The 26,736-nt window shown below is 51.3% G+C and carries 17 protein-coding genes and 1 riboswitch; all 17 genes read right to left on the bottom strand.

Annotation, left to right across the window (positions count from 1 at the left end; genetic code table 11):
* Positions 1–342: 342 nt before the first annotated feature.
* Positions 343–1,713 (bottom strand): NCS2 family permease, encoded by a 1,371-nt coding sequence (locus BJP58_RS24500; RefSeq protein ID WP_071220837.1) that lies wholly within the window; start codon positions 1,711–1,713, stop codon positions 343–345.
* 211 nt (positions 1,714–1,924) lie between these two features.
* Positions 1,925–2,023: riboswitch (purine riboswitch) on the bottom strand.
* A 344-nt stretch (positions 2,024–2,367) separates the two neighbouring features.
* Positions 2,368–3,306: an NADP-dependent oxidoreductase gene (locus BJP58_RS24495; protein ID WP_194540940.1), complete on the bottom strand. Its 939-nt coding sequence runs from the start codon at positions 3,304–3,306 to the stop codon at positions 2,368–2,370.
* A gap of 234 nt (positions 3,307–3,540) precedes the next feature.
* Complete coding sequence (guaA, locus tag BJP58_RS24490; RefSeq protein ID WP_113059352.1) at positions 3,541–5,079, bottom strand: glutamine-hydrolyzing GMP synthase; 1,539 nt, start codon at positions 5,077–5,079, stop codon at positions 3,541–3,543.
* Between the two features lie 78 nt (positions 5,080–5,157).
* Entirely contained in the window at positions 5,158–6,654 is a 1,497-nt protein-coding gene (locus BJP58_RS33750) for a transglutaminase-like domain-containing protein (RefSeq protein WP_233354749.1), read from the bottom strand.
* Positions 6,645–7,481, bottom strand: a complete 837-nt coding sequence (locus BJP58_RS33745) for a hypothetical protein (protein ID WP_233354748.1) — start codon at positions 7,479–7,481, stop codon at positions 6,645–6,647. Before BJP58_RS33745 ends, BJP58_RS33750 begins: the two co-directional genes overlap by 10 nt.
* A complete protein-coding gene (locus BJP58_RS24480) occupies positions 7,453–8,751 on the bottom strand; it encodes a DUF58 domain-containing protein (RefSeq protein WP_194540939.1) in 1,299 nt (432 codons plus the stop codon). The genes BJP58_RS33745 and BJP58_RS24480 overlap by 29 nt, the downstream gene beginning before the upstream one ends.
* Positions 8,748–9,755: an AAA family ATPase gene (locus BJP58_RS24475; protein ID WP_071220842.1), complete on the bottom strand. Its 1,008-nt coding sequence runs from the start codon at positions 9,753–9,755 to the stop codon at positions 8,748–8,750. The genes BJP58_RS24480 and BJP58_RS24475 overlap by 4 nt, the downstream gene beginning before the upstream one ends.
* Positions 9,756–10,049: 294 nt before the next feature.
* Positions 10,050–14,483, bottom strand: a complete 4,434-nt coding sequence (locus BJP58_RS24470) for an endo-1,4-beta-xylanase (protein ID WP_233354747.1) — start codon at positions 14,481–14,483, stop codon at positions 10,050–10,052.
* Positions 14,484–14,540: 57 nt separating this feature from the next.
* The gene (locus BJP58_RS24465; protein ID WP_007127858.1) at positions 14,541–15,500 is read right to left on the bottom strand and encodes a carbohydrate ABC transporter permease; all 960 of its coding nucleotides are present in this window, start codon (positions 15,498–15,500) and stop codon (positions 14,541–14,543) included.
* Positions 15,500–16,459, bottom strand: a complete 960-nt coding sequence (locus BJP58_RS24460) for an ABC transporter permease (RefSeq protein WP_194540938.1) — start codon at positions 16,457–16,459, stop codon at positions 15,500–15,502. Before BJP58_RS24460 ends, BJP58_RS24465 begins: the two co-directional genes overlap by 1 nt.
* A gap of 85 nt (positions 16,460–16,544) precedes the next feature.
* Entirely contained in the window at positions 16,545–18,248 is a 1,704-nt protein-coding gene (locus BJP58_RS24455; protein ID WP_194540937.1) for an extracellular solute-binding protein, read from the bottom strand.
* Positions 18,249–18,374: 126 nt separating this feature from the next.
* Complete coding sequence (locus BJP58_RS24450; protein ID WP_194540936.1) at positions 18,375–19,907, bottom strand: response regulator; 1,533 nt, start codon at positions 19,905–19,907, stop codon at positions 18,375–18,377.
* Complete coding sequence (locus BJP58_RS24445; protein ID WP_194540935.1) at positions 19,879–21,723, bottom strand: sensor histidine kinase; 1,845 nt, start codon at positions 21,721–21,723, stop codon at positions 19,879–19,881. The genes BJP58_RS24450 and BJP58_RS24445 overlap by 29 nt, the downstream gene beginning before the upstream one ends.
* Before the next feature lie 17 nt (positions 21,724–21,740).
* A complete protein-coding gene (locus tag BJP58_RS24440; protein ID WP_194540934.1) occupies positions 21,741–23,288 on the bottom strand; it encodes a helix-turn-helix domain-containing protein in 1,548 nt (515 codons plus the stop codon).
* 188 nt (positions 23,289–23,476) lie between these two features.
* Positions 23,477–24,310 carry a carbohydrate ABC transporter permease gene (locus BJP58_RS24435; RefSeq protein WP_194540933.1) on the bottom strand — a complete coding sequence of 278 codons (834 nt, stop codon included), beginning with the start codon at positions 24,308–24,310 and terminating at the stop codon, positions 23,477–23,479.
* A gap of 31 nt (positions 24,311–24,341) precedes the next feature.
* The gene (locus BJP58_RS24430) at positions 24,342–25,292 is read right to left on the bottom strand and encodes a carbohydrate ABC transporter permease (protein WP_113059341.1); all 951 of its coding nucleotides are present in this window, start codon (positions 25,290–25,292) and stop codon (positions 24,342–24,344) included.
* Positions 25,293–25,322: 30 nt separating this feature from the next.
* Positions 25,323–26,645 carry an ABC transporter substrate-binding protein gene (locus tag BJP58_RS24425; RefSeq protein WP_194540932.1) on the bottom strand — a complete coding sequence of 441 codons (1,323 nt, stop codon included), beginning with the start codon at positions 26,643–26,645 and terminating at the stop codon, positions 25,323–25,325.
* Between the last annotated feature and the right edge of the window lie 91 nt (positions 26,646–26,736).

Below are 26,736 nucleotides of genomic sequence, written 5' to 3'. Positions count from 1 at the left end.
TAATTTTTCAAATTCATTTTGGCTTGTTGTCTCTAGCGTTTGTTTCGACCGTATTTCTTGGCCGGAAATATAATATACCATGTGCAGATCAAGAATGCAAGTCTTTTTCGAAAAGTTTTTTTTATAGAATGCTTTCTATTAATATAATGCTCTTGATGACACGTCTACTCGGTGACAAACCCTTTCTATACTAATATGACTAACTTAACCCTAGCTTCCCCAACATCCTGTTATCTTAGCAATTACCCCTACCTGCATTGGCAGTCATAAAAAAGCGAAAGCTCCGGATGGATACCCGAAGCCTTCGCTCTATTTATTCATTTATATAGTAGTATTCCGAAATTACTCGGCACCGAGGAAAGCGTATCGGATCAGGATGATCACAAACAAGATCCACATCAGCCAATGCACCTTAGTATCTGTGCGTCCGATCAACTTGCCGAATACCGCAAGGATGACATAAGCAATGATACCAGCAGAGATGCCGTTAGCGATACCGCCAGTGAAAGGCATCAGGATGATGGTCAAGAATGCCGGGAATGCCTGCATGAAATCATCCCACTCGATATCCCGAACCTGACTCATCATCAGCACACCGACAATTACGAGTGCCGGCGCGGTAGCAGCCGAAGGAACAACCAGAGCAATCGGAGCCAAGAACAATGCCAATATAAAGAGCACGCCAGTAGTAACAGCGGTCAAGCCTGTACGTCCACCCTCGGCGACACCCGAAGTACTTTCCACGAAAGCTGTGATTGTACTTGTTCCAAGAAATGCGCCTGCGCTTACGCCGCCGGCATCCACGAGCATCGCTTTACCAAGCTTCTTCTCGCCTTCCTCTTTGTTCTTGAGGAGTCCCGCACGACCTGCGGTACCAACCAATGTACCGAACGTATCGAATAGTTCAACGAATGTAAAGATGAAAATAACTTCGATAAGACCAATGCCAAGCGCGCCCTTCAAGTCCATCTGTCCGACAGCCAGATTATCAAATGAAGGAATCCAGCTTGCAGTGCTCAGACCTGACAGATCGGTTACTCCCATCGGAATGCCAATCAGCGTCGTGAGCACGATACCAATAAGCAGAGCGCCTTTCAGTTTCAGGACCATCAGGATGGCGATCAGGAACAGCCCGATGATCGCAAGCAGCGTATCCTTGTTCTCAACGAAATTCCCAAGGCCAAGATTGAAGGCACCGCCTGGTACCGGATGAGTAATATCCGTTCCCGGGTTAATGGAAGCCGTCACAATGTTGCCTAGCTTAAGACCTACGATGGTAATGAACAAGCCGATACCGACCGTAATGGCAATCTTTAAGTTGTTCGGAACTGCAGTCAGCAGCATTTGGCGGACTTTGGTTACCGTGAGAATGATAAATACGATACCGGAGATGAACACTGCACCGAGTGCGGCCTGCCAAGTAATCGCACCGTTCGAGCTTAATACCACCGTCATGAAATACGCGTTCAAACCCATACCGGGTGCCAACGCAACCGGAATGTTAACGAAGAAACCCATGGCCATCGTCACAAGACCGGCACCTACTGCAGTAGCGAAAAATACGCCTTCCTGCGGAATACCTGCGCCATCAGGGCCAAGGAACAGATTGTTGACCAGCAGGATGTAAGCCATGGTCATAAAGGTCGTCAAGCCTGCGATAATCTCGGTTCTTACATTTGTTCCGTGTTCCTTTAGTTTAAAGAAACGCTCCATTGTAGAGATATCCCCCTTAAAATTAATGACCGGCAACATACAAAAAAGACCCTAAGGATAAATCCCCAGGGCCGTCGCTTGAAAAAAGAGCCGCAAAACAATCATTCGCATGCTGCAGGGCAGCATCCTTATCGAATAACCTGCTGCTTAATGGAACGCTGCTCCATCTTGCAGGCCGATATCTCGAATGCTGGACGAGTCCGCATCATTATATTGCCGCTCTTCTTTTCGTAGCGAGATCATTACGGTGACCTGTAGAGACTCCCGGGCCCATTCCCGGGATTATACGAAAAAGCTCGTTATTTGTAGTTGTCATGTCAGTTTCTACACATATTCTAGGACGAGAAGCCCAACCTTGTCAATAACAAAAACGAATATTGTGCTTGTCAATTTAAAGAAACGTTCGGGATTTGATATTCCACAACCTATTCATTCTAGGACAACCGAACTACATACGACAAAATACACCCCCGGAACAGGGACAATGTGCACATGACCCCTCAAATCCGCTCGCGAGGTACATTCGTTTTCAATTTTTAAATCTTAGCTGTCCTTACGCTCCCCACCTAGCCCTCTCATTTCACTCGATGGCAGCAGACGCGATCCAAACCGGATGGTTTCCACACGCAGAATAAACAGGGATCACTGTGCTCCTTAGGAGAAACTTATGGCTATTTTACCGACAGCATGGTGGGTCTCACTTAATGCGTGAGCATCGTAGAGCCCTTTTTGCGAAAAAGGAAACATAGCTCCGACTACGGATCTTACTTTTTTTTGCTCCAACAGGGCTGCTATTTCCTGAAGCTGCTGACCATTGGGATCCAGCCATATATTTTTGGCGGTTACGTCGTATTGTCTTACCAGCTCTTCATCAAAATCGCTGACAATGGATATGATTCGCCCGGTATGTTTCTTCAGCACTTTAAAGCTGTTCTTCTGAACGTCACCGCCCATCGTATCGAACACGACATCCACATCCGATAAAACATCTTCAAAAGGGGTCGTGCGATAGTCAATCATCTGATCAGCTCCGAGTGAAGCCAACAGCTCATGATTACGCTCACTGGCTGTCGTAATCACATAGGCGCCCGCTTGTTTGGCAAACTGGATTGCGAACATGCCAACGCCACCTGCGCCTGCGTGAATCAATACCTTCTCTCCATGAGTCAGTTCACCATATGTAAACAGCGCCTGCCAAGCCGTCAGTCCTGCGAGCGGAACGGATGCGGCTTCCTCCCATGAGATAGCAGCAGGCTTACGCGCCAGCAGGTGATCATCCACCAAAGTATATTCGGCATATGTGCCAAAACGGGTCGTTTCCGGACGGGCAAACACTTCGTCTCCCACCTTCCAATCCGTTACCTCGTCCCCAATTTCCGAAATCGTCCCGGCCACATCCCAACCCAAAATAATCGGAAACTCCCAATCCATCATTTGTTTTAAATAGCCCTCACGGAGCTTCCAGTCTATTGGATTTATCGAGGTGGCGGCCACCTTAACTAAGACCTGATGCGCTTGCGGTGAGGGGGTAGGCACTTCTCTTTCCTGTAGTTCTTCCTTGCCCCCATAACGATCAATGACGATAGCCTTCATTCTTTTTCCTCCTCACAGGTTTAGGTCTTGGTTCAACCTCCCTTAACGCTCGCACCTGACTTTTGCACCCTAACGTATTATTTATCTTAATTCACAAAAGATGCATGCAATAAAACCAATGGCATTTACCCGTCCAGAGGAGAACGGTTTTGGTCGTATAAGCACACAAAAAAAACCTTCAATTCCACAGGTGTGGATTTGAAGGTTTTTGGGTTTAGTACAGCTGTATAAAAACTATTCCCACTCGATCGTTGCTGGCGGTTTGGAAGTCACGTCATACACGATGCGGTTGACGTTCTCGACTTCGTTCACGATACGAACGGAGATTTTCTCCAGCACATCCCATGGGATACGCGCCCAGTCCGCTGTCATGCCGTCGATGGAGGTTACGGCACGGATACCTACGGTGTAGGAATACGTACGTGCATCACCCATGACGCCGACACTCTTCATGTTCGGAAGCGCCGTGAAATACTGCCAGATCTCGCGATCCAATCCCGCCTTCGCGATCTCTTCACGCAGGATGTAGTCGGAATCACGAACGATTTGCAGCTTGTCCTCCGTTACTTCACCCAGTACGCGGATCGCAAGACCTGGGCCAGGGAAAGGCTGACGGTGAACGATCTCATCCGGTAAGCCCAACTCCTCGCCGACTTTACGAACCTCATCCTTAAAGAGAGCTTTCAACGGCTCAATCAGCGTGAATTTCATGTCTTCTGGCAGCCCGCCGACATTGTGGTGGGATTTGATCGTATGCGCCGTGTCCGTACCGCTCTCAACGATATCGGTATACAGCGTGCCTTGAGCCAAGAATGCAAAATCATCAAACTTGCTGGACTCCTCATCGAATACGTAGATGAACTCGTTGCCGATGATTTTCCGTTTTTTCTCCGGATCGTCTACGCCTTTCAACTTGGACATGAAGCGTTCCTGAGCGTCAATCTTAACGACCTTCATATCAAACTTGCCGACGAAGGTTTCCATAACGCTCTCAGCTTCGCCCTTGCGCAGCAGTCCATGATCGATGAACATGCATGTCAGCTGATCGCCGATTGCCTTGTGAATCAGCATGGCCACAACGGAGGAATCCACGCCGCCGCTCAGTGCGCACAGCACTTTTTGCTCGCCAACGACTTCACGGATTTCACGGACCTGGTCCTCGATAAAAGTCTCCATGCTCCAGTTGCCTTCGCATCCGCACACTTCGTACAAGAAATTCTTGATCATTTCATTACCATGGACGGAGTGACGAACTTCCGGATGGAACTGCACGGCGTACAGCTTCTTATCCTCGTTACTCATCGCGGCGATCGGAGCGGATTCCGTTCCTGCATCCAGCTTAAAGCCGGAAGGCAGCGATACCACGTGATCACCATGACTCATCCATACCGTTTGTTTTTGCTCAATCCCTTTTACAAGCGTTGAGTTCGGTGCAAACTCCAATTCGGCTTTGCCGTATTCACGTTTCGAAGCACGTTCTACTTTTCCGTCCAGCTGTTGAGCCATCAGCTGCATGCCGTAGCAAATGCCGAAGATCGGCAGTCCCAGATCATAAATGGCGGGGTCCACATGCGGTGCATTCTCGGAATACACGCTGGAAGGACCTCCTGAGAAAACAATGCCGCGCGGGGAAAGTTCTTTAATTTTCTGAGCGGACGTGTTGTATGGCAGAAGCTCACTATAAACGCCGAGATCGCGAATGCGTCGTGCTATAAGTTGGTTGTACTGTCCACCGAAGTCTAAAACGACGATGATTTCATTAGGCTTATTCATTACCGGGCCTCCCTTGATTAATGAAATTAATTATACGCAACCCTAATTCATACCGTCAAGAAAGAGGGGCTTTTGTTTTCATGCCAGTTTTTTGACAATTCGAATACATTGGCGTAAAAAGAGTGCTTTTTCGGTACGGGACCACGGTTCGTCATCGAATGCCGCCCGCTCCCAGCGCTGCGCAAACTGCTCCAGCTCCGCCCTGAATTCGGCATCGGCAATCGACAAGGCATTGACGTATTGACGCATGGTCTGCCCTTTTTCCAAATCTCCAAACCTTCGCTGGAGCTTGTCCCAAACCCATACCGAAATCGATACGAGTCCCTCCCGCCCGCTTACCGCTATCGTTCTGGCCATCCTCAGAAAGGCCAAACTTTGGCGCACGGTCGGAATTTGATAAACAACCGCCACCAGGATGGGAAGAACTAATAGTAGCACGCCCCCAAACATCACAGGACCGATGGCGGTTATCAGAAAAAGTACTTTAACGGCTCCGTAAATCATGGAGTTCCACAGGCTGTTCCAGTACTTAAGCCCGGCAGAACCGGAATCACCAACCAGTGGAGGCGTGGACATCTGCTCGATGCTAAAGCCCGGGGTCGGATCGAACAGCACCCAGCCTTGTCCCGGAAAAAAAACCTCAACCCATGCATGCGCATTCTTTTGGGCTACCTCATAACGGTCAACCGTACCTGCCACCCGCTCACCCGGTGCAAATCCAGTCACGTAGCGTGCCGGGATGCCTTCGGATCGAAGCAGCACGGTCATCGTCGTAGCAAAATGAACGCAGTATCCTTCCTTCGTATCAAACAAAAAATAATCGGTAAAATCCTTGCCTTCCGGAGGCACGGACGTTTGCAGGGAATAGGTATAGTTCTGCTCCAAATAGGATTCGATAGCTTTCGCCTTTTCATACCTGTTCACAGCGTCCAATGTGATCTCCCTTGCTAAATCCCTCACCCTGAGGGGCAGCTGCTCGGGAAGCTGGAGGTACATTTCCTTCATATATTCAGGATCGTTGTTGGTTGCACTGCGGAGCGATTGCTCCTCAGGCTGACTATATAAAGTTTCTATGGTATAACCGGATACCGCCCTTTCGCCCTGCAAGGATACCGTTTCGGACAGCCTGTCAACGGCGAGCCTCGGTGTACCTCTCTCTTTGGAGAAATGGATCTCCTTTACGCTGGTAATAATGCCTCCTGACAGCACGGACTGGATCGGAGTATCTTGTTCAAAAGTCAGTGTCTGGACAAGCTTGTCTCCGGAAGGACGCTCCCAATAGGGCAGGATGCCACTCAGGTCCTCGGACAGCTTCACGGGCTTGCGGATGGAAGGATCCGCCTCCCACTTCCGTCCATCATACCGATTATATGTGTCTCCTCGCCAATAAGTCGGTTCAGGCGACTGCGCGGTAAAATACAACGCATCACTCAGCGTTAACGGACCTCCCAAATCTTTTCCCTGGGAAGCGTATCCGGCAACCTGGGAGGCAGGAATCGACGGTTCCCTGTTTCCCCAGACAAGGTCTCCCCATCCCGTCAGACGTGCCGCCATTTCGGACACCGTTAATCCCACGCCTGCCGACGGCTCGCTAATAACCCCCCCACTCGGGTAATACCGGCGATCAGACCGGAAGCAAGCAGCACCACCAGACTCCAGCGAAGCACAGGCAGCCCGGACAAGCGGCCGGATCGAACAGGCTCAGGGATGTCCAATTCAAAAGAGGTTCCCTCCACGGTTTCCTGCTTCAGCTTTAGGATCAGCATCATGCCCTGGGCCAGCAAAATGTACAGCACCGCACGCAGCATATCGCCATAGATGCTTTCTTCCATGGCAGATTCCAGCACCGCCAAATAAACCAGCGTCGAACCGCCAAACAACCACACGGTTCGGCGATACAAAGCCAGCATATGGACCGCGGATACCATGATAGCCCAGCCGACAAGCAGAATGATCGTTCTCGTCTCCTGGCTTAAGGCAGTAAACTCCCACGCATTTCCGAATGCCGAAACGTCACCCGGTAGTGTCTCCGAAGCATAATCGGACAGCCATGCCAACGGATGGCTATATTCAAACAACCGGGCACATAGCCAGACCACCAGAACGGCGTTCAGCGGCAGCCATACCCAGCCCCGCAGCGTGAACAATCCTTGGAGCAGCAAGAATAAAGCCCAGATGAATAAGGTTTGCAGCATAAGATGGCTGCCCATGTCACCTGCATCCCGAAGCGGCAATAGCCACTCTGACAGCAGTCCCATAACCGGCAGCGTAATCAATATACGATGAAGAATCGTTCCGTGCATCAATCGGGAGACGAAAATAGAGGGTACATTCCAGGCTCCGGATATTCCGGCCTTACGATGGCCTCCATCCCTAACGGGCGAGCTTCCCGGTCCGCTCATGGTCGGCACCTCCTATCTTCATTGGCTTCCTCTCTGTCCACTTTTCATGCAAGTAAACCAGCTTTCCGCCTTTGTTGAAAAACTCCCGTGCCCACTCAGGCAACGCCTGATTCTCTAATGGACTCACCTCTAAGCCTGAGTTACCAGCCGATTTCAGACGTTTTACACTTTGCGTACAGAAGATGGTAACCTTTCTGCTGCCCTCATTCAGCAGGTGGATTGCTGCGACAGCCGCTCCCTCATGAAAAACGCCCGTAATAATCGCCCAATCCTTATTCTTTTGCGAGGGAGAAAGAGACTTCACGAAGCTTCGGTCCCGTACAGGATCGTTCCCGGTTAGCTGAACGGAGGCAAACGGAACTAACGTGTCCTGCTGGCCCTTGAACACGTCCTTGTATTCGTTTCGCCGATCCTCTATCCCAGCCCCATCGATATATAGTTGATAGGGAACTTTGTAGCGGATGAGCCGGGATACAAATCCTGCTGCCGCAGATACCGCGTCTTCAAATGCATCCTCCGGTTTCAAGGCGCCAAGACCTGCATACCCTTGGAGCGATGTATCCAGCACAACCCCCTGCCTTGATCCATATCCCTCATGCGGCATGAAGGATTGCAGGCGTCCCAGCTTCGCGGAATTCTTCCAATGAATCCGGTTCATGGGATCACCGGGAACATAGTCGCGCACGCCCGATCCTCTCATTTCATTCCAAACATGGAAGCGTACCCGTTCATCTTCGAAGTCCATGACGCTTGCATGCATGGGCACTTGGGCCTCCGGCCACTCGGCGGGTCTTGGCAGCACAATTATGCCGCCAGTATCGCTTTTCACCCTCCGGCTTGTTCTGAACCAGCCGAACATATCGCCCCATTCCACCTCGCTATAGATCGAAGACCAGACTCCGCGGGGAACCTGGTTCAGTCTGTAGGTATACTCGAGCCTTCGCTTCATGCCGGGGAACAGCAGCTTACGGTATTCCCTGATGCCGAACCGGTCGGTTATGATAAGCCACGGCACGGGCAGAAGAGAACGATAGGTTACTTGAACCGTCATCTGAGCAGAATCTCCCGCTTGTATGCATGAAGGGGAGCTTGTATGCGCAATGGTGATTCGTGTTGGACCCAGCAAACTCGTCAAAGCTCCGCCAAGCAATAAAATCGTGCTTGCCCACCATACAAGCCGCAGCGATTCCCCGCCTAACCAAACATAAAGACCCAAAGAAACGGACCAGATGGCCACTCCTCTCGACCATTCCAGCAGACGGCGTTTCATGACGGATTCCCCTTCCGGCTTCGCTGGCGCGGCAGATCAAACCTCGTAATGATGGACTCCACCATTTCATAAGGCGTTATGCCGGCAGCGCGTGCCTCATGAGACAGATGAAGCCGGTGGGTGAGCACAGGAACGGCAACGCGCAGGCAGTCATCAGGGATGACATACATTCGTCCTGTCAAAAAGGCAGCCGCCTGTGAAGCGCGGAGCCACGCCAATGTCCCTCTCGGACTAATCCCTAAGGACACTCCCTGCTGTTTTCGGGATGCATCGGCCACACTGACCATATAACGTTTTATGGTGTCATCCACAAATACGCGGGAAACCATCTGCTGCATTCGTATGAGTTCGGATCCCATCATGAGGGGCTTCAGATCGTCCAGTCTGGAACTGCCCATCCCCCGCTCCAGCAGCTCCAATTCACCCTCCATATTGGGATATCCCAGCGATAATCTCATCAAAAAGCGGTCCAGCTGCGCTTCCGGCAGGCGGCTTGTGCCTTCATATTCGTACGGATTTTGCGTTGCCAGGAGGAAGAACGGGGCAGGCAGCGGATACGTATGGCCGTCCACGGTGACGCGCCCCTCTTCCATCGCCTCCAGCAGCGCGGATTGCGCCCGCGGCGATGCCCGGTTGATCTCATCGGCCAACACAATATTGGACATCACGGGTCCTGGCCTGAATACGAATTCTCCCGTATGCGGATAATAGACCGACGCCCCTGTAATATCCCCTGGCATCAAATCATACGTAAACTGAATTCGGCTGAAATCGCAGCCAATTAACGAGGCCACCGACTTCACTAGCATGGTCTTCCCGACTCCCGGCACATCCTCCAGCAGCACATGTCCTCCGGCCAGCAAGGCAATCATCGTTAACGAGATTTGCTCCTCATGTCCGACAATGACACTCCCGATCCGTTTGGTAACCCTCCCCAGAAGCTCGGGTGCCCACTCCGGGTGGTTCGCTTCTTCAGCATGAACGGATGAACTAAACAAGAACATCAACCCCCAACCTATATTCATAGATTATTAGATAGCGGTAACTTGGAATTTTGAATCTATGAATAGGTTTTCCAAGAAAGCAAGAAGATAGACGTCATTTGCTAGAAAAGCATTGGCCTGTCTTGCATGATTTATAGCGTACGGTCCGCCTGGCCTAATCGGCATTTACACAAAAAAGGCCAGCCCGTTATACAGGCTGGCCTCCAACTCATTCATAATTTTCATTCTGGCTTTCATCGTTCCATTCTGCCTTTCATCGTTCAAGTCTGATCATCGTATTAACGATTCACAGCCTTAATCATTCCAATTCCAAATCCGGTCAAGGATCACAGCCGCCTGAGCACGCGTAAAGTATGCTTTCGGCTCGATTTTGCCGTTCATTCCGTTCACGATGTCCGAACCTGCAAGCGCTGCTGCACTCGATTTAGCATACTCGGCGACCTGATCCCCATCAGCAAAAGAATCCAGTGACCCCTGTCCTTCCAGCTTCTTGCCGGCTGCCTCCAGAGCACGCTGCGTCGTTACCATCATGTCCTGGCGTTTCATTGGCGTGTCCGGCAAGAAACGGTTTCCTCCGACACCTTGAACGAGCCCAAGCTCTGCGGCGATCTGCACGTCTTCGTAATAATATGCCGAAGGCAAAACATCTCCGAACGCTGCCCGGCCTTCGCCCGAGCCTTCCAGCTCCAACGCGCGTACGAGCAGAACGAGGAATTCGGCTCGAGTAATCGGGTTCAACGGATTGAATCTTGTTTCGGTCTCACCTTGAATGATCCCGCGAGATGCCATCGTTTCGATTGCATCGATCGCCCACGGCACATGCTTCAGGTCATGAAACGTCTTGTATGCGGAGGCGACTGCAAACGTGCCGCCATGCGGCAGCGCAGCACGAACGATCCCATCTGCGGAGTTATACCGGCTGCTGGAAAGCGGAACCCCGCGCCCGTTAGAGTCGATATGCCAAACCATGATATGATTCGGTCGTGCAAGCTCTTCCTCGGTGGGGGAATAAGGCACCGACCAGATGAGACGATGCTTACCCTGTTTCCAGGACAAAGCCCTCTCGCCAGCAAGAACCTCTGCCCGGAACACCGGACGATCGCCGATCTTCTCGCGAAGGGCCGCATCCAGATTGCCGCCCGACGATTTCTCCAGACGCAGCGTTACGGTTTCCGTATCCGTTACACCGGTCCCCTGAATCAACACGCTTGGCATTTCCAGCGTACCGAACTCCGTTTGGACTAGGAGAACGGCCTGCGGATTCTCCAGCAGCCACTTACCCGGCAGCAGAATGTCATAGGACTGGGCTCCTCTCTGCGCCGGAACGTTAACAAGCGCCCGCTTCGTTCCGGTAGTTCCAGCCACTGCCTTTTCCATTGCCTGCTGAAGCACTCGGCTCGAGACTCCAACCGTGATCCGCCCGTCATGGTTCCGGATTTCGAGTGAAGACGTACTTGGAGCTGGACTCGGACTGCTTCCGCCACCGCCCGCAGTTCCGCCGCTTCCACTGTTGCCGCCCCCACTCTGTTCTCCGCCGTTTCCATTTCCTCCGCCGGGAGCGGAGCTCTTCGTAAATTCCAGCACGCCGAATCGGGTCGTGTTCTGATAGGATTGGCCGGTCGGATCCGACCATATAGCCACACTGTCTCTTGTACCTTGGCCGTCTTCATCGTTGTTCACCTGAAAATCGAAACCGATCACCGTCCCTTTCTCAGGTTTGATCTTATCCAGGCGGATCGCTGCTTCAACGACATATCCGCCTTCGATAACCTTCGCAGCGGATGCGAAATTATCCTCGCCCGCATGACCGCCGAAGGAACGCGCATTGTTGAAGTTCATCCGGTACTGTCCATCATCTTCTTGGTAAACATCCGTCTTTCCATTATTCTGATCCACAAAAATCTCTACCGAATCCTGCTCCCATACGTTGGGACTCGCATCCGATAACAAGCTGTCGCTAATAATGGCATAAACGTACAGGTGATCCTCATCCCATAGCGTCCGGAATGTGGCGGTCGCGCCGCTGTTTCCCTCGACCCACACGTCGGTTGCCAGTTCCCCGGCATCCTTCCAGATGCCGTCGAGTTCGCCGTCTACCGTTGGGGTGCCATAGCCGGCCTGGGCCGATTTCGGCGCAGCGGAGAGCGTTAGAATGCCGAGTCCCTCCTGATCGCTGTCCTGGGCATGCCTTGGATCGCTCCAGGACACCACCGCTCCGTTCTTGCCATGCTCGGAGCCGTCATCCGAGCCGGAATCCGTTACTCGGACATCGAAATAAATCTCGCCGCCCAGCGCTCCTGCTCCGTTTAACTGGAGGAGGGCTTCCCCAGCGTAACCCGCAGCGGTCTCGACCGTATTGGCGGCTCCACGCTGAATCTCGGCTTTTTGCACAGCACCGTTCACTACAGCGAATATTTCGGCCTGATCTCCGGGAGATATCGAGCCGTCCGACACGTCAACCTTGACGTAGACATGGTCCCTGTCCCATAGCGTCTTAAATTCGGCAGATAGCGAGCCAAGCTGCTCCGTCTTAAAGGCCGGAACCAGATTCCAGGCAAAATCCGGTTGTCCGTCAACAACCGCCTTGCCCTCCACGGCCATTCCGGTCTTTCTTACTATCGTTAGCCTGGAAGGATCGACCATCCCCCAATAGGCTGGCTTGGCCTGATACTGCTTGTCAAAAGGAAACGGGGCATCCTGTCGTCCCGTACCCGCGGGACGGTCATGCAGCCAGGTATGGTCGTCTGCGATCCCCCAAAGGGTGACATTGCTGATCCAGCCCCCTTCCACGCCTGCATCGGCGCCCATTTGATCCAGCCGCTTCAATTCTTCAAACAGCTCTTTGTACCGATAGCCTTGCTTGTCGAGCAATTCCTGGGGAACGGTCTGGTAGGTGTCGGTATTGTTCGTGTACACCGAAACGTCCAGCTCGGTAAGCTGATTATCAAAGCCGGCCTCGCCAAACATCCGGATGGAATCCGAGATTTGCTGGATGGACGGCCCGCTGATATTGATGTGCGTTTGATGGCCCACGCCATCGATTGGAACGCCTTCTGCCTTCAGCTGTTTTACAAGATTCAGCAAATAATCGCGTTTCTTCGGGTTGTGCGTGCTGTAATCGTTGATGTAGAGCTTGGCCTCGGGTCCGGCTGCATCTCGTGCCGCATGAAAGGCGGTCCGGATATAGTCGAGCCCCGTTATCCGGTACCACTGGCTGTCCCGCATGCCGTCCGGACGCCCTTCGTCAATGACCTCGTTCACGACGTCCCAATCGCGGGCATCTCCCTTGTAGCGGCCAACCACCTCATGGATATAAGCTTCCAGTCTCTGAAGGACGAGCGCTTTATTCTCCGGCGTGGCTTCGAGATATTGGCCCTGATCATCCTTCAGCATCCATTCGGCGCCTTGCTGATGCCACAGCAGCGTATGGAACCGGAGGTTCATGCCATGATCCCTGGCATAATCCCTGATGAGATCCGCGTTGGTAAAGTTATAGGTTCCCTCTCTCGGACTGAGAGATTCCGGCTTCATCACGTTCTCGGCAACAAGCGAGTTGTAATGGTAATCCAGAAGCTCCTTGTGCACGCCGGACAGATGCTTGGGCTCCACGGCTGCCCCGATCTCGAAATAATCCGCATACACATCCTTCAGCGCGGGAATATCCGTCTGAATCGAGCCCGGCAGTGCGAGCTTAATGTCATCGATATAGAAATTGGAAAGATCCGAGGTTTCCATATACAGCTTCAATGTTTCCATATCCGAAGTGAAGCCAAAGGTTCCTTTCAGCTCCACCCACTCCGTGCCGCTCGCGGAGGCTGAGGCAACGGTTGTATAGGACGTTTCTGCTGCGCCCGCTGCTTTGTTCTCCATCGAAAGGGATATTTTGACCGGAGCGGCAGGTGCCTGCTCAAGCCTCGCATAGGCTGAGATCGTATACGTTTTTTGGCTCACCATGATGTCTTTAACGTCTTGGCTGGGCCCGTTCCAGCTGTTCGCCCGCTCATGGACCTTTAAGCCGTAGCCGCCGCTATGGGCTGCTTCTGGGACAGCTTCTACGGTCTCCGAATCGCGTGGTCCCCAATCCATCGTCGTTCCGTCTTCAAAATCCCATACGACCGTATTCTTTCCCCCCGGTATCTCAATACCCGGGTCTGGTGCCGGCTCAATCAACCGGACCTTGAATTCGTCCATATAATAAGCGGCGTCCGCACTGCTTGGACTCTGCAGATATACCTGCAAGGCCGAAGCGTTAGCATCGTATTTATAATGGCCCTTCACCTCTACCCACCCGTCAGCAGTTACATCGACCGAACTGCTGAAGTTCACATATTCCGGCTCGGCTCCGGTTTGCTGCATGGCAAGCTGAAGCTGCTGAGTCCCTTGGGTGTCCTCCTTCAAATGGACATATGCGGAAATTTCATAGGTAGCTCCTTTGTCCAGCCGGTTCGTGGCGGATAGATCAAATCCCGGTCCGTTCCAGTTCGCCGTCCTTCCCTCCGTCAACAAGCTCCCTGTCCCTTCATAAGCATAGGTAGCGGAGGTCACCGTCTCCGTCCCCCGCTTAAACCACCCTTCCGTCCCTCCATCAAAATGATGATGAATCACAAGATTCTGATCAGCGGACGTTTGGACCGGTTCAACTGCCGCCGCACTCCGGCTGGGCGGAATGAGCAGCAGGGACGCGATCAGCATCAGGCTGATCCTCCTAATGATTGTTCTCTTAGACACGAAATGCTTGCCTCCTCATTGGTTGCATTTATGGTCTGTCATATAGCGAAACCTGGATTATTCCTTGACGCTGCCCACGTTCAATCCGACTACGAAATATTTCTGCATGAACGGATAAACCAGCAGAATCGGAACCGATGCCACGACCGTTACGGCAGCGCGAATCGAAATCGGCGTTACCATGTTCACCGCAGCGTCCTGCGTCATCCCGGCTCCTGCAGCCACTGCCGGGTTGCTGTTCGCGTTCATACTGGATGACAGCAGCTTCATCAGCTCATACTGCAAAGTGCTCAGCTCTTGGCGGGAGGAGGTATAGATGAATGCATCGAACCAGGAGTTCCAAGCCCCCACGGCCACGAACAGCGCAATGGTTGCCAACACCGGCTTACACAGCGGGAAGATGATCCGGATGAAGATTTTAAAATCTCCGGCTCCGTCAATTCTTGCCGATTCGACCAAGCTTTCCGGAATCGTTCCGATATACGTCCGGATAACGATCATATTAAATGCGCTGATCATCGACGGGATCACATATACCCAGAACGAATTCAGCAGGTGCAAGTCCTTCATCAGAAAATATCCAGGAATCAAGCCGGCGTTAAAGTACATCGTCAGAATAAAGATCAATGTAATCGGCTTGCGGAATACATATTCCCGACGGCTCAGCGTATACGCCAGCATCGTGGTCAAGACCAGATTCAGCAGCGTTGAAAGCACTGTTCTTGCCACGGAAATCCAGAACGCGTCATATATCGTTCCCGAAGCGAATACCGCCTTGTAGTTCTGCCAGGTAAATTCCCTCGGCCAGAGATAGATTCCGCCCCGGATCGTATCATTCCCCGCATTCAGGGAAACGACGATCGTGTTCAGAAACGGATATAATGTGACAACGACAAGACCAATCATAAACAAGGTATTGAATGTATTAAAAAGGATCGGCTCTACTCTTTTTTTTCTGACGGATTTAGGCGCTGCGGCAGCAGTTGCTGGCCCAGGGCTGATTGTTTGATTTGCCATTATAGCAGCCTCTCTTCCCCTAGCCGTTTCGCGACTCCGTTTGCAATCAATAACAGCGTCACACTAACGACCGTTTTAAATATACCGGCAGCCGTTGCTAATGAGTAATTGCCTTGGGCAAGCCCGTACTTCAGCACGAAAATGTCAATCGTTTGCGACCAGTCGACAACAAGACCGTTGCCCAGCAAGTATTGAACCTCGAAGCCTGCTTCCAGAATGTGACCGACCTGCATGATCAACAGAATGATGATCGTTGGCTTAATGCCCGGCAAAGTGACATGGAACATTTTCCGATAGCGGCTTGCCCCGTCCATATCGGCAGCCTCATAAAGCGCCGGGTCGATGGATGCCATCGCAGCCAAATATATAATCGTATTCCAGCCGACTTCTTTCCAAACATGCGACGCCCCGACGATTCCCCAGAAGTATTTGCCTTCACTGAGCCATTGGATCGGCTCCTTGATGAGATGCAGCTTCATAAGGATATCATTGATGATTCCGTTCGAAGCCAAGCTCGTCGCCACAATCCCGGTTACGATGATCCAGGATAGAAAGTGCGGAAGATAGGAGATCGTCTGTACGGTTCTTTTCCAAACCACTTTCTTGATTTCATTCAGTAACAATGCAAGGATAATTGCAGTCGTAAAGCCGAGAATCATATTGATAACACTCATTGCGAGCGTATTGCGAAGCACTTGCAGGAAACTTTCATCCTTAAAAAGAAATTCAAAATGTTTAAATCCTACCCACGTCTGTTCACTAAAGTCTCTAGCCGGCTTGTAGTTCTGGAAAGCCATGGTCCATCCCCAAATAGGAACGTAGGCAAACAAGATGATGTAAGCCATCAGAGGCACCGACATATAGATCAACTGTCTCTGTTCTTTGAGGACGGCCCAGGTGATTTTCTTGTTTGTCTTAGGCTTGCGGACGGCAGAGTCTTTGACTACGGTCTCTTCCATAAGTTTGTTCTCCCCAAAACCCTATATTTCGTAAAAAGGAAGGCAAGGAGCCTTCCCCATTCCGATTCATGTACCTTCCGCTGCTTTACTTAACAGACCAAGTGTCTCTTCTCCATTGCAGCACTTCATTAATCCGATCCTCGTAAGCCTTGATGTTGAGCTTGCGGATATCAGTGACGTACTCATCCCAGACGCTGTCGAATTCTTCCGGTTTAGCAAGAATGGCTTTTGGTAAGTACTTCGTGGACAACTCATTTTGCTTCGTATTCACGATTTTCGCTTCAGATCCGTCTACCAGGTCGACAGACCATGCCGGGTAAGCAATCTCGTTCTCAGGAGCTGGACTGAAGAAGTCAACATAGCTGTTGAAACCGTATTGGGCAAGGAAGTTCTTGTCATACTCTCTCAAAGCGGCTACCATTTCTTCAGGCTGTGCAGCGCCGTCTGTAGCGTTGCTGTCCGAGAATAAACCTTCCATTTTTGGTGCTTGACCGTGGAAAGAATCGGCTTTATTCGCGAGCTTCCAGGTTGCATCGGTAAACAGATCGCGCTGCTCTTGCGTTTTCATGAAGCGGCCGTCCTTGACAATGTAATCTTCCCCCTCGATCCCCCAGGACAAGATTTTTTGCCAATCTTCTTGAATCAGCGTATCCAACAATTTGATAATTCTGATCGCCTGCTCTTCGGATGCGTTGACCGTGATCCCGAAACCGTTATTGAGGTTCAGAGCCGGACGATCTTTGTAATGATCCTTGATACTTTCATCAAATACAAGCGGAAGACCGACATACGTTCTTTCATCTTTCTTCTGGGTAATCAGCGCGTCCTCTGCGCTTTGGAAGTTCCAGTGCTGGTCAAACATGCCAAGAACTGCGCCGCTGGAGATTTTCGCCATATACTGGTCAAAGTTCTGGGTGAACGTTTCCTTATCGATGATACCCAGGGCATTCATTTCGTTCAGTTTTTTATAATAACGTTTGGCATAGTCCTTATCGGCAAAAATTTCCGCCTTGCCGTCTTTAACAACTACACCGCCGTCATTCGGATGACCGATCAAATGCTGAGGAGCATTGAACAGGCCCCAGTTTTTCCAGTCATAGTTCAGAATTTCAAAGCCGATCGTCGGGGTACCGTCAATGGTCGGATGCTTTTCCTTGTATTGTTTAATGATGTCAAAATATTGATCCAAGGTTTTAACCTCTGGATATCCTGCCTCTGCCAATACGTCCTTCTGAATCCAGAAGGCTGGGCCCGAATAATAAGACGAGGTAACATCAGCATTCGTTACACCGTAATTTGGAAGATTGTAAATATGACCGTCATTCGGGTCTTTCATCATGTTCCAGTACTTCTCATAATGCTTCTTCAAGTTTGGCGCATGTTCTTCAATCAAATCCTCGAGCGGGATAAAGGCACCGGCAGCTGTCAGCTTTTGATTCGCTGTCATCATGTCCGGATAATCGCCGCCTGCAATCATAACGCCGAGCTTCTGGTCAATATCGCCTGCCAGGAACTCGAATTTGAAGGATGCTCCTGTCTTTTCCCTGATTAATTTATAAATCTTGTTGTCAGGTGTTGGTTGCTGGTCGGGCTGACCGATAAAAACACTCACCTCAAATGGTTCGATCTTATCCCCGTCCGTCCCGGGTGTTGTTTGTTCTGCGGAGTCCTTTGCTTCCGGCTGGGCCCCGCTATTCCCGTTTCCACCCCCGCAGCCCGTAAGGACGATGCAAAGCGACAACAGCAACACCGTGCCGAGCCGAAGCCATGATTTTGTCTTACCCCCCATAAAAGCACCTCCGTCATAATGTGGTTACATCGTTGGTCGATACGCCTCTTCATGTAACCTTCCTTTATTTTAAAAGCGCTTTCAAAGGCGGACTATACTATAATTAAAGCATTAACCTTAAAAACTTTAGAACATCTTCTTCTTGAACTCATTCGGTGCCATGCCCCATCTTTTTTCGAAATGCTTAAGGAATTGGTTGTAGTGGGTGTAGCCGACCCTTTCGGCGATTTCGCTGTTCTTCAGCTTGTTCTGCTTCAACAGCGCGGCCGCTTCCTCAATCCGCAAATTATGTATGAGTTCGTTGAAGCCAATCCCATTCTTACGCATCAGCAGCTGGCCGAGATAGACGGGATGCAGATAAAAAAGCTCCGCCAATCGCTTAATGGTCAGATTCTCCCGGTAGTGCTGCCGAATATAATCGTTAATCTCCTGGATTATGCCTTGCGAATGCCGGGCCTGCTCCTTGAGAAGAAGCTCGATGCACTCTTCCCCGAAGCGCAGCAGCTCTCCCATCAAGTCGTTCAAATGGAAGGTTCCGTCCGTTAATCCAGCTGCATTGGATTTGGCTGCCAGGATTCGAGCTTCCGCACCTTCCGCCTCCCTCACCAAATCCATGATTTTATACAAAACATGGATCACCATTTTCTTCACGATCCCCGGCGCGATTCGCTGCTCCGCAAACCTGGACGCAGCCAATCCGGCAGCCTCGCGGTATCCCTTCTTGTCTAGGAGTTCCACGGACCTGATGACATCATCCATCAGGTTCGTGGGGTAACGATAATGAAACGGCCGATCCCGTACCTCTTCATATGAAATCATCCCGCCGTACGCCGGATCGTAAAATTGATGCTCGATGGCTTCCTTGGCGGTTTCGTAGCAGCGACGGATATGCACCAGAGACTGCTGGCCTTCTCCTACAGCCATAAACAGCCGCTGTCCTGCATAATGGCGGACCAGCTCGCGGATCGTGCCTGAGGGTACGCTCCCGTTGTCAGGGGAATAACCGTTCACCAAACCAAGCCGGTTCGATTCCAGATCGATGACATACTCCGAATTCGCGTGGGCTGACAAGCGGGCGACGGTTTCCTTGACGTCAGGAAACAAGGCAGACTCTGCTTGGATCAGACATACGTTCCACTCTTGATGGGCGGAGGATAAAACCTGAAGCCTCGACAGGCCGCTAGCCCTAAGCGGCATCTCCAAGAGCGTTTGCATGATCAGCGAAACATCCTCTTCCCTCTTAGCAATCGCGCTCAGGCTTAATCTGCGATGCTCCTGCATCAGCTCAGCATGAATCTTGCCGAGCTCCTCCTCGGCTTCCTCTGCAATAATAGGCTTCAGCATGTAGTGATGGATGCCGTGCCGCAATGCCTTCCTTGCATATTCAAATTCACTGTAGCCGCTCATGATGGCAAATTTCACACCGCTATCCCGGTAGTGCTGCTGCCAGGTTTCAATCATATGAAGCCCGTCCATTAGCGGCATGTTTACATCGGTAATGACCAAATCCGGCGCAAGCCCATGAATCATCTTCAAGCCTTCCACTCCGTTGCCCGCGGTTCCGCAGACGCTAAACCCCAAGCGTTCCCAATCGATCCACAGCGCCAGCCCTTCCAGCGCACCCGGTTCGTCATCGATCAGCAGCACTTTGAAAGGCATGGTTCTCCCCCTCTCCGCCTTCATGCTCCCGAGACTCCAACAGCCGGATCGGAATCTCGAATGAAACGGTTGTCCCTTGATTCGGGGTGCTGGCAATGTTGAAAATGACATGATCGTCGTAGTACAGCTCCAGCCGCCGATATACGTTTCGAATGCCGAAGCTGTTGCCCGAGAACTGCTCGTTGCGAACCGAGAGAATAATGTCCCGTAGCTTGCTTTGCTCAATGCCCTTACCGCTATCCGTAATGACGATGCGAAGATAATCACGGGCAACCGAAGCGCTTATGGTCACCAGACCCGCTCCATCCATCGCCTGAAGGCCATATTTGCATGCATTCTCAACGAGCGGCTGAATGCTCATTTTCGGAATTTTATAATGAAGCGCTTCCATATCGATGTTGAATTGATATTCGAATTTATCCCGAAAGCGAAATTTTTCGATTTTGAGATACATTTCGATAAATCTGATTTCCTCCTCCACGGAGACCAAATCCTCTCTCCAGCTCAGGAGTCTGCGAAGCAGCTTGGACAAGCTTTTGATAATATCCGTCACATCCGTGTATCGATTCTTCGTGCAGACCACCAATATCGCATTCAGGGTATTGAACAGGAAATGGGGATTCATCTGGCTCTGCAAAAAGTTCAATTCAGCCCGAACCCGCTCCATCTCCAGGCTTTTCTTCTGAATCTCCAGCTTGTACACATTGTTGATCAGGGAGTTCATCTTCGCTGTCATCTGATTGAAATTCCGGATGAGTCCGCCGATTTCGTCCCGGCCTTCGTCCAGTTCAATCAAGTCGAATTTCTCGTTGCTCACCTTCTGCATATGACGGGACAAACGCTTCACCCGGTAATTGTAGGACCGGAGCATAACGGTAATAAAGACCGCCGCAACCAGCGTAACAACCGCTGCCAATACAACGGTAAACAGCTGCATATCCAGCATGGCGCTCGTAATCCGGCTCCCCCGGTTGATGCCGATCAGCTTCCACCCCTTCACGTACCTGGCCGTTCCGATCGAGAACACATGCCGATCCTCTTCGTCGTATTGCTCCAGGTCAAGCTTCGAATATGCGCTGTACTTCCCTCTTTCATAACCGCTGCTGGCCGACATAATAATCTCATTGTTCTCGTTCACCAAATACATATCCAGATAATCGCGTTCCCGTACAATAACGTCATAGATCTTGCTCAGGTCGATGTCGATGCGAAGCAGCTTCTCATAAGTGGAATAGCTATCAAAATAATCCATCTTCTCAATGACGCTTAAATACGGAACCGTCGAAGCCGAATTGCTTGCCTCCGTAGCCCTGTATGCCGCCACCAGCACCGGATGGGCCGAGCTCTTCCACAACGCATACCAGTCGCTCTCGAGCACGTTATCGTTGATCACATGATAATTGCCGCCGGACACAATGGTGGAATTTTCGGTGAAGATGCTAATCCGCTGAATCTGGTTGTTAACCGGTATGTAGCTCGTTACCCGATTCCGGAGCTGTTCATCAAAGGTTTCGTAGAAGTCCAGCTGGGACTCATACTCGCGATCGAGCATTTCGTAAAGGGTCTTATCCGTACTCAGCGCATGACTTACAGCCACCCCGCCGTCGATGAAATTATGAATATCCTTCCTAGCCCGCTCCATCGAGATATCGAGGTTCTGCTCCTCTCTCTCCCGGATCAGCTCCGACATCCGATCCATAAAGATGAGGTTGACCACCAGAATAGGCAGCAGTACACCCATGACAAAAATAAGAAAAAATTTAGTTTTCAACGGAATATCGTTCACGAAATTCCCCAGCCTGAACATTCTCTTCATGAAGGCACCCTCCCGGTTTAGCGCTGCTTGCTTTCAACATGATTCTTGTAATTCGAGGGCAGAATCCCGGTTGTCAACTTAAACTTATGGATAAAATAGTCCGCGTTCGGGAACCCGACATGGAGCGCAATCTCGGAAACCTTCATTCCGCTCCGTTTCAGCAGCAGCTTGGCCTCCTCGATCCGCTTGTCATTCAGGTATTCCTTGAACGGCTTGCCAGCATGCTTCTTGAACAGCTGCCCCAAATAGGTGGCGTTCATATGGAAATGTCGTGCCAAATCCTGAAGCTGAAGCCTGCTCCGGTACTCCCGGTCGACATACTGAATCACTTGAAAAATGGTGTTGTGCTCGTTAAGCTTGCTTAACTCTTCCAGCTGCGAAGCGGCCTCAAACGCGAGCAACCGCATATAATTCTTCAACGGCGCTTTATGGCAAGCATCCCTCAGATGACCAAGCTTCCTTTGCAGCCGGTTCATGAATAGATCCGGATCTCCATTCATTTCCGCGATTCTTCGACACAGCTTCAATTCCAGATCGGCCACATCGGCTTGAAAAGCCCTCAGGTGGAGGAGATGATCGGGCATGGCCGCAAAAATCCGCGCCAAGCATGACTCGATGGACGCATGCTCCCCCGCCATAATCATGGAAAGCAATTCGTCCATCCATCCGCAGGGAAGTCCCCGGAGCCGCTCGTCTCCTCTCGGTTCTTGGCAACAAAACACGCCGCTTCGGCCTTGGCTTCGCTTATCGTCGCGCACCTCCGCGCTTTGCCTGTAAAGCTTTCCGATCGCCTGGATTCCCTCCCCTGTGCCGCTTAACGCCACGATAACCGGCCCTTCAAGCTCCCGGGCCAGAGCAGACTGCAACTGCAGCGCAGTCTCCATGACCTCATCCGGAGTCGAATGCTCGACATGCAGCACCACTCCGATGCTCCCGCTATTGTCCTGGAAGCATCCCAGTAAGCTCGGTGGCCCGTAATCGGTCATCCATTCGATCCAATCCACTCCCGTTTCAGTAATCCCTGTTTCAATCAATAGGCACTGCAGCAGCGGCTCGCCCTGGATCTGCATCGCATTGCTGGCTTGCTCGGCCAAATCAGGACTCAACTCTTCCCGAATGAGCCGGTTCAACAAATAATGGACGGCAAGGCCCACTTTCTTCCGGTAGCTGCGTTCAGCGTCTCGTTCGTCCCGGATCTCATGGCTGAGCTTGGCAAGCACTGCCTCGATCTCCTCGTCATCAATCGGTTTCAGCAAATACTCGGCGACCCGTTGGCGCATGGCTTGATGCGCGTATCCAAAATCATCATATCCGCTCAAAATAACGAATTTCGGAGGAAGGGGCAGTATCCGTTTGCTGTGCTCAATCAATTCCAGGCCGTTCAGGACTGGCATGTGGATATCCGTCATCACCAGCTCGGGCTTCAACTGTTCCATTAACTTTAGCGCTTCCGGAGCGCTCAGGGCTTCTCCGCATATTTGAAATCCAAACCGGTTCCAATCGATCATGGTTCGAAGTCCTTCCAGAACCCACGGTTCATCGTCCACCAGAAGTACATTGAACAATACCCTCGTCCCCTTTCATGATATGTTAGATGTAAGCGCACTCATTTTACCTTATACTACCATACTAGTATATCTGTGAGAATATACTGCAGCTCCTCTGCTTTATATTGGTATCCTGGTCAGAACACAAATAACCCGTAAGCGGGGTTCCTATACAAGAACTCCGCTTACGGGCTGCTTAAGCTCGCCTACCCCTTAATTCCGGATAAAGTAACGCCTTCAATAATATATTTCTGCCCGATGATATACACGATGAGAACCGGGACGAGCGCAATGGAGGCCCCCGCCATCATCAGTGTCCAATCCGTTGAATACATGCCCCGGTACAAATTCAGCATCATCGGCACGGTAAACTTATCCGTGCTGCTGAGAAATATCAGCGGGTTAAAGAAGTTGTTCCACATCCCGAGAAAGGTGAAAATTCCGAGTGCCGATAAAGCCGGTTTGATTAGAGGAAGCATGATCCGGGCGTAGATCGTCCAGCGATTCGCACCGTCCACGATGGCAGCCTCTTCCATCTCCTTCGGAATGCCTCTGAAGAATTGCCGGAGCAGAAACACCCCGAAGGCGTTCAGCAGCGCAGAAGGGACGATAATCGCCAGATGCGTATCCAGCCATCCGATATTTTTCATGATCAGATAAAGCGGAATAATGGTCACTTGTCCGGGCACCATCATGGTTGCCAGAAACAGAATGAACAGCGGCTCCCGGAACGGGTACGTGATTTTGGCAAAAGCATAAGCCGCCATGGAGCAGGTAACCAGCTGTGAAACCACGACGATTATATTGATGTAGAAGCTGTTGAAATACGCACGCCCGAACGGCAGCGCCGTCAGTGAATCCTTATAGTTGGACCAGATGAACGGGTCCGGAATCCACTTGGGCGGAACGACGAATACTTGCGACAAATCCTTGAGCGAGCTCAGCACCATCCACACAAACGGCAGGGCCATCATGCAGGCGCCTAGGACCAGCACGATATGCAGCACCACGGTGGACATCCTCAATCCCCGATGTATCATTCATTTTCCCTCCTTCCTAAAGGTTCGACCATCAGTCTTCGTAATGCACCCACCGCTTGGACATTTTCATCTGGAACAAGGTAAGCGACAGAATCATCACGAACAGGATGACCGCCGATGCCGTGCTCTTGCCAAAGGTAAAGTCCGCAAAGGCGGTCTCGTAGATGTGATAGACAAGCGTATAACTTGCCTTCGCCGGCCCGCCGGAGGTCATGACAAACGACTGGTCGAACACCTGAAAGGAACCGATAATGGACATGATCGTTACGAAAAAGGTCGTCGGGGACAGCAGCGGTATCGTAATATGGATCAGCTGCTGCCATTTGCCGGCGCCGTCAATTTCGGCTGCCTCGTAATAACTTCTCGATATGCCCTGAAGCCCGGCAAGGAACAGCACCATGTTGCCTCCCAGCCCCATCCAGACGCTCAGCAGGGCAATCGAAGGCATCACGTACCTGGAATCCGTCAGCCAGGAGGGGCCCGTTATCCCGAACCACTGCTGCAGGTACATGTTAATAAGGCCGAAGTCGGCGTTGAACAGCCACATAAACACAACGGCGACGGCAACGGACATCGTAATGTTCGGCATGAAGTAGATCAGCCGGTACAGAATCTTCCCTCGAACCCGGTTCAAGCCTACCGCTACCAGCATGGCGAGAACGATGCCTGTCGGTACCGACAAAATCGTGTAATACACCGTGTTCACCAGTGCGATGTGGAACTCCTCATCCTGAAGCTGGGACACGAAATTTTGGAGACCGATAAACTTCTTGGCTCCCATGCCGTCCCAGTTCATCATGCTGATGACAAAAGCCGAGATGAGAGGGACCAATGAAAAAGCGATCAAGCCGATCATCTGGGGAAAGATAAAAAAGTAGCCCCATAAACCGTCGGACGTCTTGCTCTTTAAGGTCGTTCTCCTCTCCGGAATCCGCTCCGGAGAAGGAGCGGCTCCGGAGCTTCCTGCAGGCTGCGTGTTCATTTCATCTCACCGTTCCTCCCCAGAGCTGGATCAATTCTTGACGCTCTTGTAATCCTGAATTTTCTTGTTGGCCATATCCTGAATATCCTTCAAGGAGCTTTCCAGATCCTGATCTTTCAGCCACAACGCCTCGAACTTGGACGTAATATCCTGGCTAAGTCCGGGAATACCGGCCTCGAACGGAGTCAGGGAATACCCGATCTCACGCGCGTCCAGGAATAACTGGGCATGCTCCGGCAGATTGCCTTCCAGCACCACTTCATCCGTTCCCTGTACCGACGGGACCGCATTGCCGCCGCCCTGCAGGCGGAAACGTTGACCCTCTTTGCTTACGTACTCGGAGAAGAAGGTGTATGCCGCTTCCTTATTCTTCGATGCCTTGTTCATCACCATGTATGCGGTCGGGATACCGGCCGGCTCGATTTTATTGCCGGTATTGGTTGGCCATGTGACCACGTCATATTCAAGTCCTTGATTCTTCTTGAACAGCGGCAGGTACCAGCGGCCTGCAGCAACGAATCCGACCTGGTTGGACATAAACATGGCATCCCCGCCCTGCCCTTTGGGAAGCGTGCCGGAGAAGGTAATGTTTTTGGATTTCACGTTGTCGTACAGGAAGCGGAACGCCTCCATCGCCTTCGGATCCGAAGCCGCTACGAAGTTCCCTTCGTCGTCGTATACCCGGCCGCCGTTGGAAGTAACCCAGCTGTGATAGCTGTTCCAGGAGTTATCCAGCACGTAGCCGTACTTTTTGCTGTCCCGAATCTTGTCCGACATTTCCTTGAATTTGTCCCAGGTCCACTGTCCGTTCGCCTGAAGGTCGGCCGGCATCTCGGTGATCCCTGCTTCCTTCAGCACCTTCTTGTTGTACCACAGCACCATCGGATTACAGTCCACCGGCACCCCGAAGGTCTGACCGTCCCGAACGGCTGCGCCCCACAAGCCTTCAAAATAATCCTCCTTCTTGATCACGCTTTCCGGTGCGTCCATATACGGCGTCAAATTCTCAATGCTCTGATTCTCGATCAGTTTCACGACCAAGGCGTCCCCTGCATAGAAGATATCCGGGGCGGTCCCTCCTGTTAATTGGGTTAATATTTTCTGATCATATTCGCCCGGAATCGGAATAAATTCGACCTCAATGTCCGAGTGCTTCTTATTAAAGTCCTTCGTGAGCTCCTGAAAGCGGGTAAGCTCGCCGGGATTTCCCCAGGTCGCCCATTTGATCTTGACCTTCTCACCGCTTCCGGACTCCCCACCTTCTGATGTTCCACCGCCTCCACACGCTTGGAGTATGGATGATAGTAGAAGAATGATTGCAAGCAATGACCCTCTCACCTGTTTCCTTGTCATTTCATTTCCTCCATTCAAACCAGATTTGGACTCGCTGGTAAGCTCTTGTAAACGCTTTAATTATAAAATTTTGACAAAAAGCTTTTGAACG

Source organism: Paenibacillus sp. JZ16 (assembly GCF_015326965.1).
Lineage (GTDB): Bacteria > Bacillota > Bacilli > Paenibacillales > Paenibacillaceae > Paenibacillus_AQ.
The sequence above is the reverse complement of the archived record's forward strand: the minus strand, read 5'-3'. Positions and strand labels throughout refer to the sequence as shown.